This window comes from Paenibacillus curdlanolyticus YK9 (assembly GCF_000179615.1).
GTDB lineage: Bacteria > Bacillota > Bacilli > Paenibacillales > Paenibacillaceae > Paenibacillus_T > Paenibacillus_T curdlanolyticus.
This window is the reverse complement of record NZ_AEDD01000009.1, coordinates 12,616-28,153: the sequence shown is the minus strand read 5'-3', so window position 1 is coordinate 28,153 and position 15,538 is coordinate 12,616. Positions and strand designations below refer to the sequence as shown.

Here is a 15,538-nt window from a genome sequence, read left to right as displayed (position 1 = left end):
GACGTTAGAAATAGATTGCATCTCTATGAATGAGATTACACATGAGGGGGATTGCTAACGATGAGAATACGTTGGATACCGGCAGTCGTGTCAGTTGCGGTATGCGCTGGATTATTGTTCGGAGGCTGGTTCACCTATGATAAATTTGCGGTGAAGGACCCGTTAGCGAAGACGGTGAACGGTTTGCCGGAAGTCGCATCGTCTACCTCTACGATTGAGAACGGCACGGTTAAGATTGCATTAGAGCTCACGGATCACGCGGATTTGCGTACGATTTATAGCCGATTAACGACAGAAGGCGCTTCGGTGCTCGACGGACGCAAGCTGAAGCTTGAGGTACAAGGCGTTCAATCGAACGCAGCGTTGGATAAATTATGGTCTACCGTATTATTTGATGTCGCACAGGCGATGGAAACGAAGTCGTATTCGGATATTCCGGATGCGCTGCATAAGCTGGCGGCTGCCAATCCTGGGCTGACGGTCGAGACAGAAATGGATGAAACGAATGTGTATGTGACGCTTCGCGATAAAGGAGCTGTTAAGTACGTCATTCTGCCGCGCACGCCGGCAACGCTGGAGGTGTGGAACGATGCTGTACAATTATAAGTGGGAAATTGGGATAGGCGCTGCAATTTCATTAGTTGCGTTTTTGATTTATAGAGGAATAAACGTTTTACCGTTGTTTCTCGTATTAGGCATTGTTGCCGGGCTGCTGTATACCGCTCGGATGAGAGGGCAGGGGCCGCTGGCTGCTTCATCGCGTGGCTCGCGGGCGAAAGCGCCTGCGCGTACAGAGATGCTCTCGTTCGAACAAATTGGCGGGCAGGAGCGGGCGAAACGCGAATTGGTTGAAGCATTGGATTTTCTTGTGAATAAGGAAGAAATTGCACGCCTCGGCATCCGTCCGATGAAAGGGATTTTGCTGACCGGACCGCCGGGAACTGGCAAAACGCTGTTGGCCAAAGCTGCAGCGCAGTATACCGATTCGGTTTTCTTGGCTGCATCGGGCAGCGAGTTCGTGGAGATGTACGTAGGGGTCGGCGCAAGCCGCGTAAGGGATCTGTTCTCGGATGCGCGCAAAAAAGCGACGAAAGCTGGAAAATCGGCTGCCGTTATTTTTATCGATGAGATTGACGTCATTGGCGGCAAGCGCGATGGCGGACAGCAGCGCGAATACGATCAAACGCTAAACCAGCTGCTGACGGAGATGGACGGTATTCATACGACCGACACGCCTCGTATTTTGTTGATGGCTGCGACGAACCGCAAAGAAATGTTAGACCCTGCTTTGCTGCGTCCAGGCCGGTTTGACCGTCATATTGGGGTTGATCTGCCGGATGTGAAGGGCCGCTTGCATATTCTCCATATTCATGCGAAGAACAAGCCGGTTGAATCGGAGCAATTGCTGGAACGCGCTGCTGCCGAAACGTTCGGCTTCTCGGGCGCGCAGCTGGAAAGCGTCATGAATGAAGCGGCGATTTATGCGATGCGCGAGCATAGCGAGTCGATCGGCCGTTCGCATCTGACGATGGCGATTGATAAAGTGATGATGGGCGAGAAAACGGATCGCGAGACGACGCAAGAGGAGCGGGAGCGCGTAGCGCGGCATGAGCTGGGACATGCGATTATGGCTGAGCTCGTTTCGCCAGGAAGCGTTGCGAACGTTACGCTGTCGCCGCGCGGCCAAGCGCTAGGTTATGTCCGGCATCAGCCGCAGCGTGAACGCTATTTGTACACCAAAGAGTTTCTGGAAGGCCAGATCAAGATTGCTCTGGGCGGCGCGGCTGCCGAAGAGATTTTTTATGGCAACCGCAGCACGGGCTCGCGCGGCGACTTCGATCAAGCGATTAACATGGTGCGGACGATGGCGGAGAGCGGCTTAACGGAGCTCGGCATCATCGATCCGGGCATGCTGACGCCGGAGAAGCTGTCCTCGGTTGCGACAGGCATGCTGGATTCGCTCCTGCAGGAGACGAAGACGATGCTGAACAAGCAGCTGCATGCTTTCGAGTACGCGCTAGACATTTTGATTCAAGATGAAACGATCGACGGAAGCCGATTCCGCAAACTGCTGGTCGAAGCGGGCGATTCGGAAGGTATAGAAGCTGTGCGTCCTGGGAAGGAAGAAGAGAATGTCCATTCGATGACGCTTGTATGACAATCTGAAGGCAGACCACGCGTCTGCCTTCTTATTTGTTATAATTAAAGCTATAATAATAGGGCCAGAGACCTTAGAATTGGATCGTGTTCAGGCAACCGAAGGATCGAGTGGAGGAGAAGGATTTGACAGTACGTAAAGTAGGGGTAATTGGGATCGGTACAATGGGGCAAGGTATCGCGGAGATGCTTGCTTTCAAAGGGCTGGATGTCCAAGTGATGGATATAACGAGCGAGAAGCTGGAGGCCGGATTGCAGCATATCGAGCTGAGCTTAGATAAACAGATCGAGAAGTGGGCGCTTACGCAAGCGGAGAAGAAGCTTACGCTTAATCGGATAAACCGGGCAGACGGAATCGAATCGTTTGCGGACTGCGACTTTGTGATCGAGACGATTACGGAGGACTTGGAGGCCAAGAAAGCGATGTTTGAGCAGCTGGATAACGTATGCGGAGCGGATGTCATCATTGCCAGCAATACGTCGACCTTAAGCTTGACGGAGCTTGCGAGCGTAACGAAGCATCCAGGCCGCGTCATCGGCATGCATTTCATCTATCCGGTTTATAAGATCGATCTCGTCGAAATCGTCCGCGGATTACAAACATCCGACGCGACCTTCGAGGAAACGAAGCATTTCATTGAGGAAGTGATGAATAAAAAAGGCGTCATGGTGTTCGAATCGCCAGGCTTCGTCACGACGCGTTTGATTTGCCTGTTCATTAACGAGGCGCTGCATGTGCTGGAAGAAGGCGTGGCTTCCGCGGAGGATATCGATAGCGCGATGCGAATCGGTTATTCGTTCCAGCATGGGCCGTTCGAGATGGCAGACCGTTTTGGGCTGGACGCTGTCTTAGCCGCGCTCGATCGCATGTTCCGCGAATACGGCGAATTGAAGTATCGGCCTTCCATCGTATTGAAGAAGATGGTCCGTGCCGGACATCTCGGCGTGAAGACCGGCATCGGCTTCTTCCAATATGATAAGGACGGGGATCGGATATGAAAGTACTAGTCATTAATGCGGGCAGCTCCTCGCTTAAATATCAGCTGTATGACATGCGCGATGAATCGGTGCTAGCTAGCGGTCGTGTGGAACGGATCGGGATGGACTCCTCCATCGTGACGCATGAGCCGCCCGGCAAGCCGGAAGTGCGCAGCGTCAGTGAAATTCTTGAGCATACGACGGCGGTTCGCCGCGTTATCGATATGCTCGTGGATCCGAATGTCGGCGTCATCGCTAACATGAATGAGATTGATGCGGTAGGCCATCGCGTCGTTCACGGCGGAGAGGCATTCAAGCAATCCGTTATCGTAACGCCTGAGGTGAAGCTGGAGATCAAGAAGCTGTTTGATTTGGCGCCGCTTCATAACCCTGCCCATATGATGGGCATTCTTGCCGTTGAAGCAAACCTGCCGGAAGTTCCGCAAACGGTTGTTTTTGATACCGCATTCCATCAGACGATGCCTCGCGAATCCTACCTATACCCGATTCCGATGGTGCTCTACCGTCGCCACAAGGTTCGGCGTTACGGCTTCCACGGCACGTCGCATGCATACGTTAGCGCGCAAGCGGCCAGCTTCCTGAAGCAGCCGCTCGAATCGTTGAAGCTGATCACTTGCCATATCGGCAACGGCGCGAGCTGTACGGCAATTAAGGATGGCAAGTCGTTCGACACGAGCATGGGCATGACTCCGCTCGAAGGCTTAATGATGGGCACACGGAGCGGGGATCTTGACCCTGCGGTCGTGCCGTTCGTCATGAACAAAGAGGATCTGAGCGTCAGCGAAGTGAATTCCATGTTGAACAAGCATAGCGGACTCCAAGCGATTAGCGGCTTGTCGAGCGACATGCGCGAAATTACGGAAGCGATTGGCGAAGGCGACAAAAATGCCAAGCTGGCTTTTGATATGTATACGTACCGTGTTCGAAAATATATCGGGGCATACGCAGCGGCGATGAACGGCGTGGATACGATAGTGTTTACGGCTGGCGTAGGCGAAAACTCAAGCGTGCTTCGCAAAGCGGTGTGCGAAGGCTTAACGTTCCTCGGCCTAGAGCTGGACGAAGAACGGAACAATGCGCGCAGCAAGGAAGTGCGATTTATTACAAAAGACACCTCCCGCGTGAAAGTATTGGTCGTTCCGACCAATGAGGAGCTGTTAATCGCGAGAGATACGTATGCGTTAGTAAACGAGCAGAGCGAAGCAAGCTTATAAATTGGTCTTCTATCGGCAACGATAGGAATAAGATAGGATAGGCTCTAGTAAAAGCGTCTATGCTTTCATAAATCGGATAGGAAATGGGGCGGGCAGATGGGAACGGGCAAATTAACGGCAATTCGGAACGTGGGCGATAAAGCGGGCGAATCTGTAACGATCGGCTGTTGGCTGCAAGGCAAACGATCCAGCGGGAAAATCCAGTTTCTAAAGCTGCGGGACGGTTCGGGCTTCATTCAAGGCGTCCTTGCGAAGAGCGAAGCGTCTGAGCAAGCGTGGGAGGCTGCCCAGAAGCTGACGCAGGAGAGCTCGCTATATGTGACGGGCATTGTGCGGGAGGAGCCGCGCAGCCCATCGGGCTATGAATTGAGCGTTACGGGCATTGAAGTGATTCAATACACGGAAGATTATCCGATTACGCCTAAGGAGCACGGCGTTGACTTCCTGATGGATCGCCGGCATCTCTGGCTGCGTTCGCCGAAGCAACGCGCGATTCTGGTTATTCGTGCGCAAATCATTCGTGCCGTTCAGCAGTTTTTCGACGAGAGCGGCTTTACGCTGGTCGATCCGCCAATTTTGACGCCTTCGTCTTGCGAGGGTACGACGAATCTGTTCCATACCAAATATTTTGATGAAGATGCGTATCTTACGCAAAGCGGACAGCTCTATATGGAAGCGGCAGCTATGGCTTTAGGCAAGGTGTACTCGTTCGGGCCAACCTTCCGCGCAGAGAAGTCCAAGACGCGTCGCCACTTGATCGAATTTTGGATGATTGAGCCGGAGATGGCGTTCGTTGATCATGAGCAAAACCTTGAAGTGCAGGAGCAATTTATTTCCTTCGTCGTTCAGTCTGTCCTAACGAATTGCAAAGCAGAGCTGGAAACGATCGGACGGGACATCTCGAAGCTTGAAAATGTTCAGGTGCCGTTCCCGCGCATTACGTATGACGAGGCGATTGAACTGTTACATAAGGAAGGCTTCGACTTGCCATGGGGGGAAGATTTCGGCGCTCCTCATGAGACGGCTATTGCGGAGAAGTTCGACCGTCCCGTGTTTATTACTCATTACCCGGCATCGTTCAAGGCATTCTATATGAAGCCAGACCCGAATCGGCCGGAGGTCGTCCTCTGTGCGGATATGATTGCGCCAGAAGGCTACGGCGAGATTATCGGGGGTTCGCAGCGGATCGATGATCCAGCGTTAATGGCGGAACGATTCCAGGAGCATGAGCTGTCGGAAGAGGCGTATGCGTGGTATTTGGACCTGCGCCGTTATGGTACGGTACCGCATTCCGGCTTCGGACTGGGATTGGAACGAACGGTCGCATGGATATGCGGCTTGGAGCATGTGCGGGAGACGATTGCATTCCCTCGTACGTTATATCGTCTGTATCCATAGGCTGCAAGGATTGTCGAGCAGCAAAGGAACAGGCGCATCATGGGAGGGTCTTCTTTGAAGGATGAAATATGGAAAGCATATGCGCGCGGTCTTGCCGATGCGATGAACAGCGGAGGGGTATTCGTCCCCTCCGTTTTGCTCCGCACTTACCGCGCGATCGCATTAGATGATGGGCATTTGCTGCTGCTTATTCAATTGATGACGTTCCAAATGGCAGAGGGTAATGATTTTCCAACACCAGAGCAATTGGCTGAGCGGCTCGGCCGGCCTGTAAACGCAATCGTTCAGACGCTTCGCCACCTGATGAAGGAAGGGCTGCTTACGATAGAGGAAGAAGTCGACCCGATGACAGGGATTCGTTCTGAACGGTATGATTGGACAAGCTGGCTTATTCGTGCAGGACAGCAAGCTGCGAACATGAAGCGCGAAGCAGCAGCAGCCGCTTCAGCAGCGGCACAGTCACAGTCAGGAGCATCCTCGAATGCGAGAAGGCCAGACGCGTCGTCCGGCGCAGACGGATTAGAAAGCTCATCGAACTTATTCGCTGTCTTCGAGCAAGAATTCGGAAGGCCGTTATCGCCGATGGAATGCGAGACGATCGCGGCATGGTTGGACCAGGACCGGTATTCGGACGAAATCATACGATTCGCATTGAAGGAAGCGGTGTTCGCGGGCAAGCTGCATTTTCGCTATATTGACCGGATTTTATTGGAGTGGAGCCGCAATCGCGTCACGAATGCAGATGAAGCGAGGGCACATGCTCAGAAGTTCCGAGGCGGCGGGCGCAGCTAGCTCTGCGAGCATCGGGATAGGCGTTTCCCTAAGCGGGGGAGCGCTTTTTACATTCATGGCATAAGTTTGGTTTGCATAACGAAAGAAATTGTAATACGATTAGATTATAATAATTCCAAAAGTAAGCCTTTTCACATTATAGGAAAGTTGAAGGATTGCAGGTAAGGGAGGTTTTAATATGCTTACAGTTGAAGCAGAGATCGAGAAGATTAATCGACAAATGACAGCCAAAGGCTACAAGCTGACCGTTCAGCGGGAAGTGACGCTTCGCGTCCTGCTGGAGAATGAACAGGATCATCTCAGCGCTGAGGAAGTGTTTATGCTGGTCAAATCGAAGTATCCCGAAATCGGACTAGCAACTGTTTACCGAACGCTTGAGCTATTAACAGAGCTTCATATTGTCGTTAAGATGAATTTCGGAGACGGGATGGCCCGTTATGATTTGCGCAGCGAAGACCACGAGCATATGCATCATCATCTGATCTGCCATACATGCGGCGCGCTGCACGAGATCAAGGACGACTGGCTGCTGGAGCTGGAGGAGAGGCTTCAACGCGAGTATGGGTTTAAGGTGACCGATCATCGACTCGATTTCACCGGCCATTTTCAATCCTGCAAAGGAACCGAGTGCAAGCGGCAGCGAAAAGTCGTTTGAGTCAACTATATAGAGCAAGACTGGAACAGCCCCTCCGGCAGAAGGAGGGGCTGTTCCTTGTTTATTCAAGTTTACTCGGACTGTTGCTGCTGCTGCTGAGGCTTAGGTGCGGGGCGCTCACTAGCGTTAATGATTTGCCACTTCTCTTCCTATTTCTGTCGGCCTGGCAGGGCAGCTTGTTTCAACAGGTTTAGCTTACATGAACGGTCGTCGGTTTATCTGCTTTTTTACGTTTGGCTCGGTTTTGCGCACGGAGCGTTTTGATGGAGAGGTAGATGCCGGTTACGGTCAACGCGATCATTGCGATCGCTGTTAGATCGATCAGCCAACTTACATCGGTCCCGTTTATCATGCCTTTATGCAAGTTTCGGATGAAGCCGCTCAAATCGTTGCCGCCCCCGCCGGGAGGAAGCATTCTGCCTTCAAAGCCTCTCTTATCAGCTGAATTTGCATCTGAGCGAGAGGTGTCTGTCGTGCTGGCTTGTCCGCCGCCGCCTTGACCGCCAGCATCAGCTTGCTGTGTGAACGCTGGCCTTCCCATGTCGCCGCGCATGCCATTTTCTCGATCCGCACCCCCGATGAGCCATGGCTCAGTCATTAATAGCCCTGTGATGGACTCGATGAGAATAAACACAGATGAAATGATCCCAATCCAGAGATGAAGCTGCTTCGTTTTTTTCATTCATTGACTCTCCTTGTTCGTTGCATGGTGGAATGTCTCTCATTGTAAACGGTCAAGTTGAAAGCGGATTGAATACAGTCTGAATGTCCACTGAAAAAAAGAAAAAAGCCGAACGTTTGCGTTAACAAACGTCGGCTTTTGCCATGCGATCGATTGCATTACCGTCCTTGCTTCAATAGCTCCAAACGATATACATATTCGAAGATAAATTCAAATGCCTCCAGATGGCGCTTCGCCTCGAAAGCGTTCGCCCCCCAAGCGTAGATGCCGTGCTTCCGAAGAATGATGCCGGGGATACCTGCTTGCAGCTTTGCCGTCACTTCAGGCACGATGCGAGGGATGTCTGCGTAGTTCGGGACGATAGGAATCTCGATTTGCGCTTCTTCCTCCCAGTTCCCAAGCCCTTTAATTAATTCGACGCCGTCCACCGGCACAGAACCGCGGTTCCAGAAGTGCTCGGAGATGACGTTATTAAATACGGTATGAACGTGGAAAATCGCCCCTGCGCCGGTCAAGCGGTAAATCTCGCAATGGATCAGCGTTTCTGCCGAAGGCTTCAGCTTTGTCGGCTCGCTAGGCTTACCTTCGCGGTCGACGAACAAGTAGTCCTCTGGCGTATGAACCGTTTTGTCCTTGCCGCTCGCCGTAATCGCGAAGTGAAAGTCGTTCGCATCAAAATCGCCGACACGCACGGACAGATTGCCGCTCGTGCCGGGGAACCAGCCGCGTGAAGCGAATAGCTCCTTGGCGCTCCGAAGCTCCGACAGCGCGCGTTGTTTTTCTTCTGTAGAGATGTGATTGAACGTCATCGTGCGGCCATCCTTTCGTCGCTTAAATAGTCCACAATGGGAAGGAAAGACTCGAACTCGATATGCGGCAGCCCGAGCTCGTTGCACTTCACGGTCAGCTGCGAACGAGAGAAGACGAGGTCCGCTTGCTTCGCGCCTTCGAAATCCGTCACGCTGTCGCCGATCAGAATACGCTCATAACGATCAGCAGGGAATCGGCGCATAATCGTCGTTTTGCACATGCCGCAATCGTTCGTGCAGTGGCTGTCACACGGGTTCGGCCACGTAATTTCAATCTGCTCGCCTTCAAAGCTGCTGCCATTGCAGTAGATATGGTCGCGCGGGATACCGAACTGCTCAAGCACCGGATAGACGAAGAAGTCGATGCCCCCGCTCGTGACGTAAAATTCGATATCCAGCTCGGCACACTTCGCCAGCAGCTCCGCGAAGCCTTCACGGATCCGGACATTGCTGATCCCGTACTGGATCACTTCATCTTTCCGGGACGTCGGCAGAAGCCGGAACAAGTCGCCTACGCCCTGGCGGATCGAAATCCGCTGCGCAAGAATATCTTCCACAATCGCTTCCCAGCCTGGCGGATTAAAGTGCTTAATGATCGCGATGATGTTGTCATTTACGGTAATGGTGCCGTCAAAATCACAGAAAATGACACGTTTTCGTGATGCGGTGCTGCTCATGCTTCTTTGACCCCCCATGCAGTAATCGCAGCTTGAAGGGCTTCATGTCCGGGGAGCGCTGCTGCTTCAGCCAGCTTCTGGCCGGCAAGCGTTGCATCGATCGCTTGACGGAACGCTTGTCCGCCGGCTTCTGTCCCGAGCGGATGCCCGTGGACGCCTCCGCCTGCGTTCACGACAACATCGTTGCCGAAATCCCGAAGGATGAGCGGCACAAGTCCCGGGTGGATGCCTGCGGATGGAACAGGGAAGCTCTTCCGCAAACTTACGGACGGATCAAGCAGAGCGTCACGCACAGCCATGTTTTCATCCCTTGGCATAACGACCGACCCGTATGGGGAAGGGAAGAGGGTCAGGTCCGCGCCAGCCAAACGCATCAGCTTGCCAAGTAACACTGGCGCGGCAATGCCGTAATGCGGCGATGGATAGAAAGCGCCCGCCAGCGATGGATGAGCGGCAATTGGAACGTTGATAGCTGGATCGGCGCTTAATTCATGCAGAGCATCGTAGCCGTAAGCGAGTACGTTAAACAGCAGCGCGTTTGCTCCTGCCTGAATTGCTTTGCGGGCATTGGCGTTCAATTGGGACGTCGGACCGGTTAGGTTGACGGCATAAAGCAGCTCTTGGCCCGTCGCTTCTTTGGCTTTGCGTGCGGCGCGCATGCAAGTCTCAACACGCTTCTCAAGCGGCGTAAGAGGATTCTCGAACAAAATCTCGTCGTCTTTAATAAGATCTACCCCGCCAAGCGCCTGCCGATAAAACTGCTCTTCAAGCCCGCTCAGATCGTGGCCGATTACCGATTTGAAAATGCTCATGAGCAGTGGGCGCTCCTGTACGCCTACGAGCTTGCGAACGCCTTCCAAGCCGAATTTGGGTCCTGGGAATGCGGATCGGAACTCGTTCGATACGTCGAGATCAATCAGTTTGATGCGTCCGTCCATCGACAGCTTCCCGAAAATCGTGACGAGAAGCGCCGGAATGTCGCGGCTAAAGTTCACATCCGGGTAAGCAATGCGAATGTCCGCATACCGTTCGCCAGGCGCCGCGCCCTCTGGCTCATGCACGTCGACAGAAAGCACTTTGCCCAAATGCTTCTCCATCTCTGCTTTTTTCGCTTCCGGAAGCTCCGTCCAGCTGCCGACCGTTAGGCCAACGGCGATGCCTTGCGCTTTCTTGTGGAAGTCAGCTTTGTCGTCGTGGCTGCGATAAGTCGCAATGCAGTATCCGATCACTTCAGCGCACTCCTTTCAATATCAGCGCCCAGCTCGCCAGCGCGCTCTGCCGCCCGTGCTACCGCGCGCTGAACGCCTGTTGCGAAAGCATGCGCGTCAAGCGTCTCAATCGCTGCTTGCGTCGTACCGTTCGGGGAGGTTACTTTTCGGCGCAAATCAGCAGGCTGTTCGCCTGTTTCTTTGACCATTTGCGCAGCGCCTAATACAGTCTGTACAGTGAGCTCGCGAGCGGCATCGGCCGTCAAGCCGAGGTCTTGCCCAGCTTTGATCATCGCTTCCATCAAATAGTATACGTACGCGGGGCCGCTGCCGGAAACGCCAGTTACTACATCGAGCAGCGGTTCCTCGACGACGGCGGTTAAACCGACCGCTTGGAACATCGCTTCGGCGAGAAGCCGTTGTTCAACCGACACCGAGCTGGAATAGCTGATGCCTGTGGCGCCTAAGCCAATTGTGCTTGACGTGTTCGGCATCGTGCGCACGACTGCCATAGGCTGGCCGAGCAGTTGCTCAATCGTGTGGATCGAAAGGCCGGCGATAACGCTGACAATCAATTGATTAGGAGAGAGAAGAGGGCGCAGCTGTTCAAGCGCTGCCGCCGCATCCTTAGGCTTTGGCGCCAGAAAAAGGACGTCTGCCGATTGAATCATTGCGAGCTTCGCCGCTTCGTCAGAACTCGTCTCGACGCCGTAACGGCTCGATAGTTCTTGAAGACGATCCGCATTTTGCCGATTCAGCATGCTGATCTGGGATGGCTTGGTCAGCTCTTGACCGATCAGTCCGCGGACGATGGCCTCAGCCATGGAGCCGGCTCCGTAGAAGCAAAGGCGAAGCGAGCCGAGTGTAGCAAGCGTAGTCGTTGGTTGCATATGAAAACCTCCTATCATATTCGCAGCTTAACCGCGAATTTGACCATTTCCTTTGATTGTATATTTAGTCGAAGTAAGTGCAGGCAGACCCATTGGACCGCGCGCATGCAGCTTCTGCGTACTGATGCCGATTTCTGCGCCGTAGCCGAATTCGAAGCCGTCCGTGAAGCGAGTGGAGGCATTGTGATAGACGGCTGCCGCATCAACGTCTTGCAAAAATTGCTGCGCATTGCTGTTATTTTCAGTCACGATACATTCCGAGTGCATCGTGCCGAACTTTGCGATATGCGCGAGCGCTTCATCCAAGCTGTCGACAACACGAATGTTGAGAATGTAGTCATTATATTCCGTTGCATAGTCCTGCTCGGTTACTGGCGCTGCATCTGCAAGCAGCTCACGCGTAGCGTCGCAGCCACGAATCGCAACTTTGGCAGCGCGCATCCGGTCGGCAATGACAGGCAGATGGGAAGCGGCGCATGCGCGGTGAATAAGTAAAGTTTCCATCGAGTTGCACACCGATGGACGCTGGGCTTTCGCATTAACTGCGATGTTCGCAGCCATCTCGACATCAGCGGACTCGTCTACGAACGTATGGCAAATGCCGGCGCCGGTTTCGATAACAGGTACGGTCGCATTTTGTACAACGTTCTGAATGAGCGAGGCGCCGCCGCGTGGAATGACGACGTCAAGCAAGCCGTTGAGCTTCAGCATCTCATCGACGGAGGCACGGTTGGAATCCTCGATTAGCTGGAGCGCTTCAGCAGGCATTGCCAGGTCAGCGATTGCACCGCGCAGCACCTCGACGATGCGCCGATTGGATTCAAGCGCAGCGGAGCCGCCGCGAAGCACGACCGTATTGCCAGTCTTCAGGCAAAGGCCAGCCGCATCGACGGTAACGTTCGGGCGCGCTTCATAGATCATGCCGATGACGCCAAGCGGTACGCGTTTCATTTCGACTAATAGCCCGTTCGGGCGTTCGAATGACTCAAGCAAATTGCCGACTGGATCAGGTAGCTCAACGATTTGGCGCAAGCCTTCGGCAATCGCCTCGATGCGGGCGCTGTTTAATGCCAAACGGTCCAGCAGCGACTCGTTCGTGCCGTTTTCACGTCCACGCTGCAGGTCGCGCCCGTTTGCTTCAATAATGGAATCCCGCTCAGCAAGCAAGGCGTCCGCCATAGCAAGCAGCGCTTCATTTTTTTGTTCGGTTGTCAGTCGGTTCATGAGCGTTGCAGCGCCTTTGGCTAGCGTTGCTTTGGCGCGTACCTCGCTGATCGTGTTCACTTCACTCATATCCATTGTCCTCCTATGCTTTTAATGTTATCCATTCATCCCGATGGATGACCTCGATGCGTGAAACGTCAATCCGGCGCTTCACTTCATCGGAATTCATGCCTGCTACGGCTTTCAGCTGCATGGACTCGTAATTGACAACGCCGCGGCCGATCGTGTCGCCAGACAAGCCGAGCACCTCAACGACGTCGCCAGGGTGGAAGTCGCCTTCCGATTCCCGCACACCGGCAGGCAAGAGGCTCTTGCCCCCGTTACGGAGCGCCAATTCAGCGCCATCGTCAACGATAATGCGGCCTTGCGGCATAGAATGGAAGCCAAGCCACTGTTTTTTAACTGGCAAATTGCCAAGCGAGGTGTCAAAATAGGTGCCTTTGCCGATGCCGCTAACCGCTAATGCAAGATCTCCCGGTTCTGCTGCACGGCCGACGAACGCCGGCACGCCGCCGCGCATTGCAATTCGTGCGGCCTCCAGCTTGGAGCGCATGCCGCCGGTGCCAACCGATGAGCCGGAGCCGCCCGCGAGCTGCATCAGGTCTTCTGATATTTGCGTAACACGCTCGATCCTTCTGGCATCTTGATTAAATCGAGGGTCCGCCGTGTAGAGGCCATCCGTATCCGTAAGAATGATAAGCTGCTTTGCTTTAACGAGATTCGCAACGAGGGAGGACAGCATGTCGTTATCGCCGAATTTAAGCTCCTCCGTTGCTACGGTGTCGTTCTCGTTAATGACGGGAATTGCGCCTTGCCGCAGCAGCTCCTCCATCGTCATGAGGGCGCTCTCGATACGCCGTCGATTCGAGAAATCCGCCCGTGTAAGCAGGATTTGCGCTGCTATGTAGCCGTCGCGGCCAAACGATTCCTGATAAGCCTGCATGAGCATTGCCTGGCCGACAGCTGCAGAGGCTTGCTTCTCATGCACTTGCTTCGGCCTTGAGGTGTATCCAATAGCTCGGAAGCCTGCCGCAACAGCGCCTGACGTGACCAGCACGACTTGATAGCCTGCACGCTTCAACGCAGACAGCTCCGAGGCGAAGAAGTCAAGCTTGCTTCGATTCAGTCCGCCTTCATCCGAGGTAAGCGAGCTGCTGCCGATTTTGACTACGATACGTTCTGCCATGTCGATCCCTTCCTAATGACGAAGAATGAAAACGGGTATGCATCGAATCCAAAAAGAACGATAAAAACACAAAAAACTTCCGTCCAATAAAGGACGAAAGTCGATGCTTCCGCGGTACCACCTTTGTTGACGACCAGAACCCCAATACGAAAGATCGCGCGTGGAGGGGAGTCGTCCCGCTCAGTGCCTGATAACAGCAGGCGCTGTCCGGCTCATCGCCGGCCGTTCAGGGGTAGGTTTGGGCGATAATCGCGGTAAATTCTTACAGCCTATCGGAATTTACTCTCTGAGCGCGATGTTGCTCGCTTACTGGTCCCATCATTACGTTCCGTGTTTTCGATTACACCAAGCATATCATGATTAGGGGGGAGTGTAAAGAAAGGCAGCGCCCCGAATCTACCGGAAAAGCGCTGCCTTATAAGCATGAAAGCTGTGCATGAAATCAGGCTTGGCTGCCAAAAATACCAAGGGAGCCAATGCGGCGGACGGCTTCCCGAAGTCGTTCCTCCGGGGCGAGCAAGCCAAGACGAACATATCCTTCGCCGCTCTCGCCAAACCCAATGCCTGGCGCGACGACGACGTCCGCTTTCTCCAAGACGAGATCCGCAAATTCGGTTGACGTGTACGGCTTAGGCACAGGTAGCCAGCAGAAGAAGGAGCCGCCTGGCTTCGAAGCTTTCCAGCCGATCGACTCGAGCTCTTCGAACAAGGCATTTCGGCGGCTCTCATAGGTTGCTGTTAGTTCTTCGACGCATTGCTGCGACGCTGTTAATGCAGTTGCTGCCGCTTCCTGAATGCCTCCGAACAAGCTGCAATAATAATGATCCTGGATCAGATTGATCAATCCGACAACTTCACGGTTGCCTAGAGCGAAGCCGACGCGCCAGCCCGCCATATTATATGTTTTGGAAAGCGTGTAAAACTCCACGCCTACCTCCTTGGCACCCGGCGTTTGCAAGAAGCTCACGGGACGCTGGCCGTCGAAGCCAATGGCGCCGTATGCAAAGTCGCTTGCGACAACAATGTTATGCTTGCGCGCGAAGGCGACGGTCTCTTCATAGAAGGGAAGGTCCGCGACGGCTCCCGTAGGGTTGTTCGGATAATTAATGAACATCAGCTTGGCTAGATCGGCTGTTTTAGCAGCAATGGCGCTGTAGTCGGGCAGGAAGCTGTTGCGTTCGTGGAGCGGCATGAAGCTCATCGATGCGCCGGCGAGCTTTACGCCAGACCAATAGTCGGGATAGCCGGGGTCGGGCACCAGGCAAATATCGCCAGGATTCAGCAGACATTGCGCGATCTCGACGAGTCCCGTTTTGCCGCCGAACAAGATCGCGACTTCCGTATCTGGATCAAGCTCCACGCCATAGTCGGCCGCATAACGTTCTGCGACAGCCTCTTTGAGAAAGCGATAGCCGCTGAACGGCGGATAACGATGGTATTGCGGATTATCGGCCGCTGACTTTAGCGATTCGACAATATGCTCCGGCGTTGGGCGATCCGGGTTGCCTTGCCCGAGGTTGATCACATCGCGGCCTTTGGCTGCTTGCGCGTTTGCTTTGGCAACCAGCGCAGCGAAAAATTGTTTCGGTAGACCGCTCATCCGTTCAGCCGGACGAACGGTTACCGTCTCGTTGTTTGTTGGCATCC

Annotated in this window: 15 protein-coding genes; 7 read left to right on the top strand and 8 right to left on the bottom strand. The window is 53.8% G+C overall.

Annotated features, from left to right (window positions below; all coding sequences use genetic code 11):
• Positions 1 to 60: 60 nt before the first annotated feature.
• From PAECUDRAFT_RS16300 to fur, 7 genes are all read left to right on the top strand, one after another.
• Positions 61 to 606: a hypothetical protein gene (locus PAECUDRAFT_RS16300; protein WP_006039217.1), complete on the top strand. Its 546-nt coding sequence runs from the start codon at positions 61 to 63 to the stop codon at positions 604 to 606.
• Complete coding sequence (locus PAECUDRAFT_RS16295; RefSeq protein ID WP_006039216.1) at positions 590 to 2,158, top strand: AAA family ATPase; 1,569 nt, start codon at positions 590 to 592, stop codon at positions 2,156 to 2,158. Before PAECUDRAFT_RS16300 ends, PAECUDRAFT_RS16295 begins: the two co-directional genes overlap by 17 nt.
• 125 nt (positions 2,159 to 2,283) lie before the next feature.
• Positions 2,284 to 3,156, top strand: coding sequence for a 3-hydroxyacyl-CoA dehydrogenase family protein (locus PAECUDRAFT_RS16290; protein WP_006039215.1), 873 nt, complete (start codon positions 2,284 to 2,286; stop codon positions 3,154 to 3,156).
• Positions 3,153 to 4,370, top strand: a complete 1,218-nt coding sequence (locus PAECUDRAFT_RS16285) for an acetate/propionate family kinase (RefSeq protein ID WP_006039214.1) — start codon at positions 3,153 to 3,155, stop codon at positions 4,368 to 4,370. Before PAECUDRAFT_RS16290 ends, PAECUDRAFT_RS16285 begins: the two co-directional genes overlap by 4 nt.
• 96 nt (positions 4,371 to 4,466) lie before the next feature.
• The gene (asnS, locus tag PAECUDRAFT_RS16280; protein ID WP_006039213.1) at positions 4,467 to 5,768 is read left to right on the top strand and encodes an asparagine--tRNA ligase; all 1,302 of its coding nucleotides are present in this window, start codon (positions 4,467 to 4,469) and stop codon (positions 5,766 to 5,768) included.
• A gap of 54 nt (positions 5,769 to 5,822) precedes the next feature.
• A complete protein-coding gene (locus PAECUDRAFT_RS16275; RefSeq protein WP_006039212.1) occupies positions 5,823 to 6,560 on the top strand; it encodes a DnaD domain-containing protein in 738 nt (245 codons plus the stop codon).
• 178 nt (positions 6,561 to 6,738) lie between these two features.
• Positions 6,739 to 7,215, top strand: a complete 477-nt coding sequence (gene fur / locus PAECUDRAFT_RS16270) for a ferric iron uptake transcriptional regulator (RefSeq protein WP_006039211.1) — start codon at positions 6,739 to 6,741, stop codon at positions 7,213 to 7,215.
• A gap of 190 nt (positions 7,216 to 7,405) precedes the next feature.
• On the opposite strand, the gene PAECUDRAFT_RS16265 is transcribed toward fur, so the two are convergent.
• From PAECUDRAFT_RS16265 to PAECUDRAFT_RS16230, 8 genes are all read right to left on the bottom strand, one after another.
• A complete protein-coding gene (locus tag PAECUDRAFT_RS16265) occupies positions 7,406 to 7,897 on the bottom strand; it encodes a PepSY-associated TM helix domain-containing protein (RefSeq protein ID WP_006039210.1) in 492 nt (163 codons plus the stop codon).
• 158 nt (positions 7,898 to 8,055) lie between these two features.
• The gene (gene mtnB, locus PAECUDRAFT_RS16260; RefSeq protein WP_006039209.1) at positions 8,056 to 8,706 is read right to left on the bottom strand and encodes a methylthioribulose 1-phosphate dehydratase; all 651 of its coding nucleotides are present in this window, start codon (positions 8,704 to 8,706) and stop codon (positions 8,056 to 8,058) included.
• A complete protein-coding gene (locus PAECUDRAFT_RS16255; protein WP_006039208.1) occupies positions 8,703 to 9,383 on the bottom strand; it encodes a 2-hydroxy-3-keto-5-methylthiopentenyl-1-phosphate phosphatase in 681 nt (226 codons plus the stop codon). Before PAECUDRAFT_RS16255 ends, mtnB begins: the two co-directional genes overlap by 4 nt.
• Complete coding sequence (locus PAECUDRAFT_RS16250; protein WP_006039207.1) at positions 9,380 to 10,612, bottom strand: 2,3-diketo-5-methylthiopentyl-1-phosphate enolase; 1,233 nt, start codon at positions 10,610 to 10,612, stop codon at positions 9,380 to 9,382. Before PAECUDRAFT_RS16250 ends, PAECUDRAFT_RS16255 begins: the two co-directional genes overlap by 4 nt.
• Positions 10,609 to 11,481 carry a pyrroline-5-carboxylate reductase gene (gene proC / locus PAECUDRAFT_RS16245; RefSeq protein ID WP_006039206.1) on the bottom strand — a complete coding sequence of 291 codons (873 nt, stop codon included), beginning with the start codon at positions 11,479 to 11,481 and terminating at the stop codon, positions 10,609 to 10,611. The genes PAECUDRAFT_RS16250 and proC overlap by 4 nt, the downstream gene beginning before the upstream one ends.
• Before the next feature lie 27 nt (positions 11,482 to 11,508).
• Positions 11,509 to 12,774 carry a glutamate-5-semialdehyde dehydrogenase gene (locus PAECUDRAFT_RS16240; RefSeq protein WP_006039205.1) on the bottom strand — a complete coding sequence of 422 codons (1,266 nt, stop codon included), beginning with the start codon at positions 12,772 to 12,774 and terminating at the stop codon, positions 11,509 to 11,511.
• A 13-nt stretch (positions 12,775 to 12,787) separates the two neighbouring features.
• Positions 12,788 to 13,891: a glutamate 5-kinase gene (gene proB, locus PAECUDRAFT_RS16235; protein ID WP_006039204.1), complete on the bottom strand. Its 1,104-nt coding sequence runs from the start codon at positions 13,889 to 13,891 to the stop codon at positions 12,788 to 12,790.
• Between the two features lie 442 nt (positions 13,892 to 14,333).
• Positions 14,334 to 15,536, bottom strand: coding sequence for a pyridoxal phosphate-dependent aminotransferase (locus tag PAECUDRAFT_RS16230; RefSeq protein WP_006039203.1), 1,203 nt, complete (start codon positions 15,534 to 15,536; stop codon positions 14,334 to 14,336).
• Positions 15,537 to 15,538: the final 2 nt, after the last annotated feature.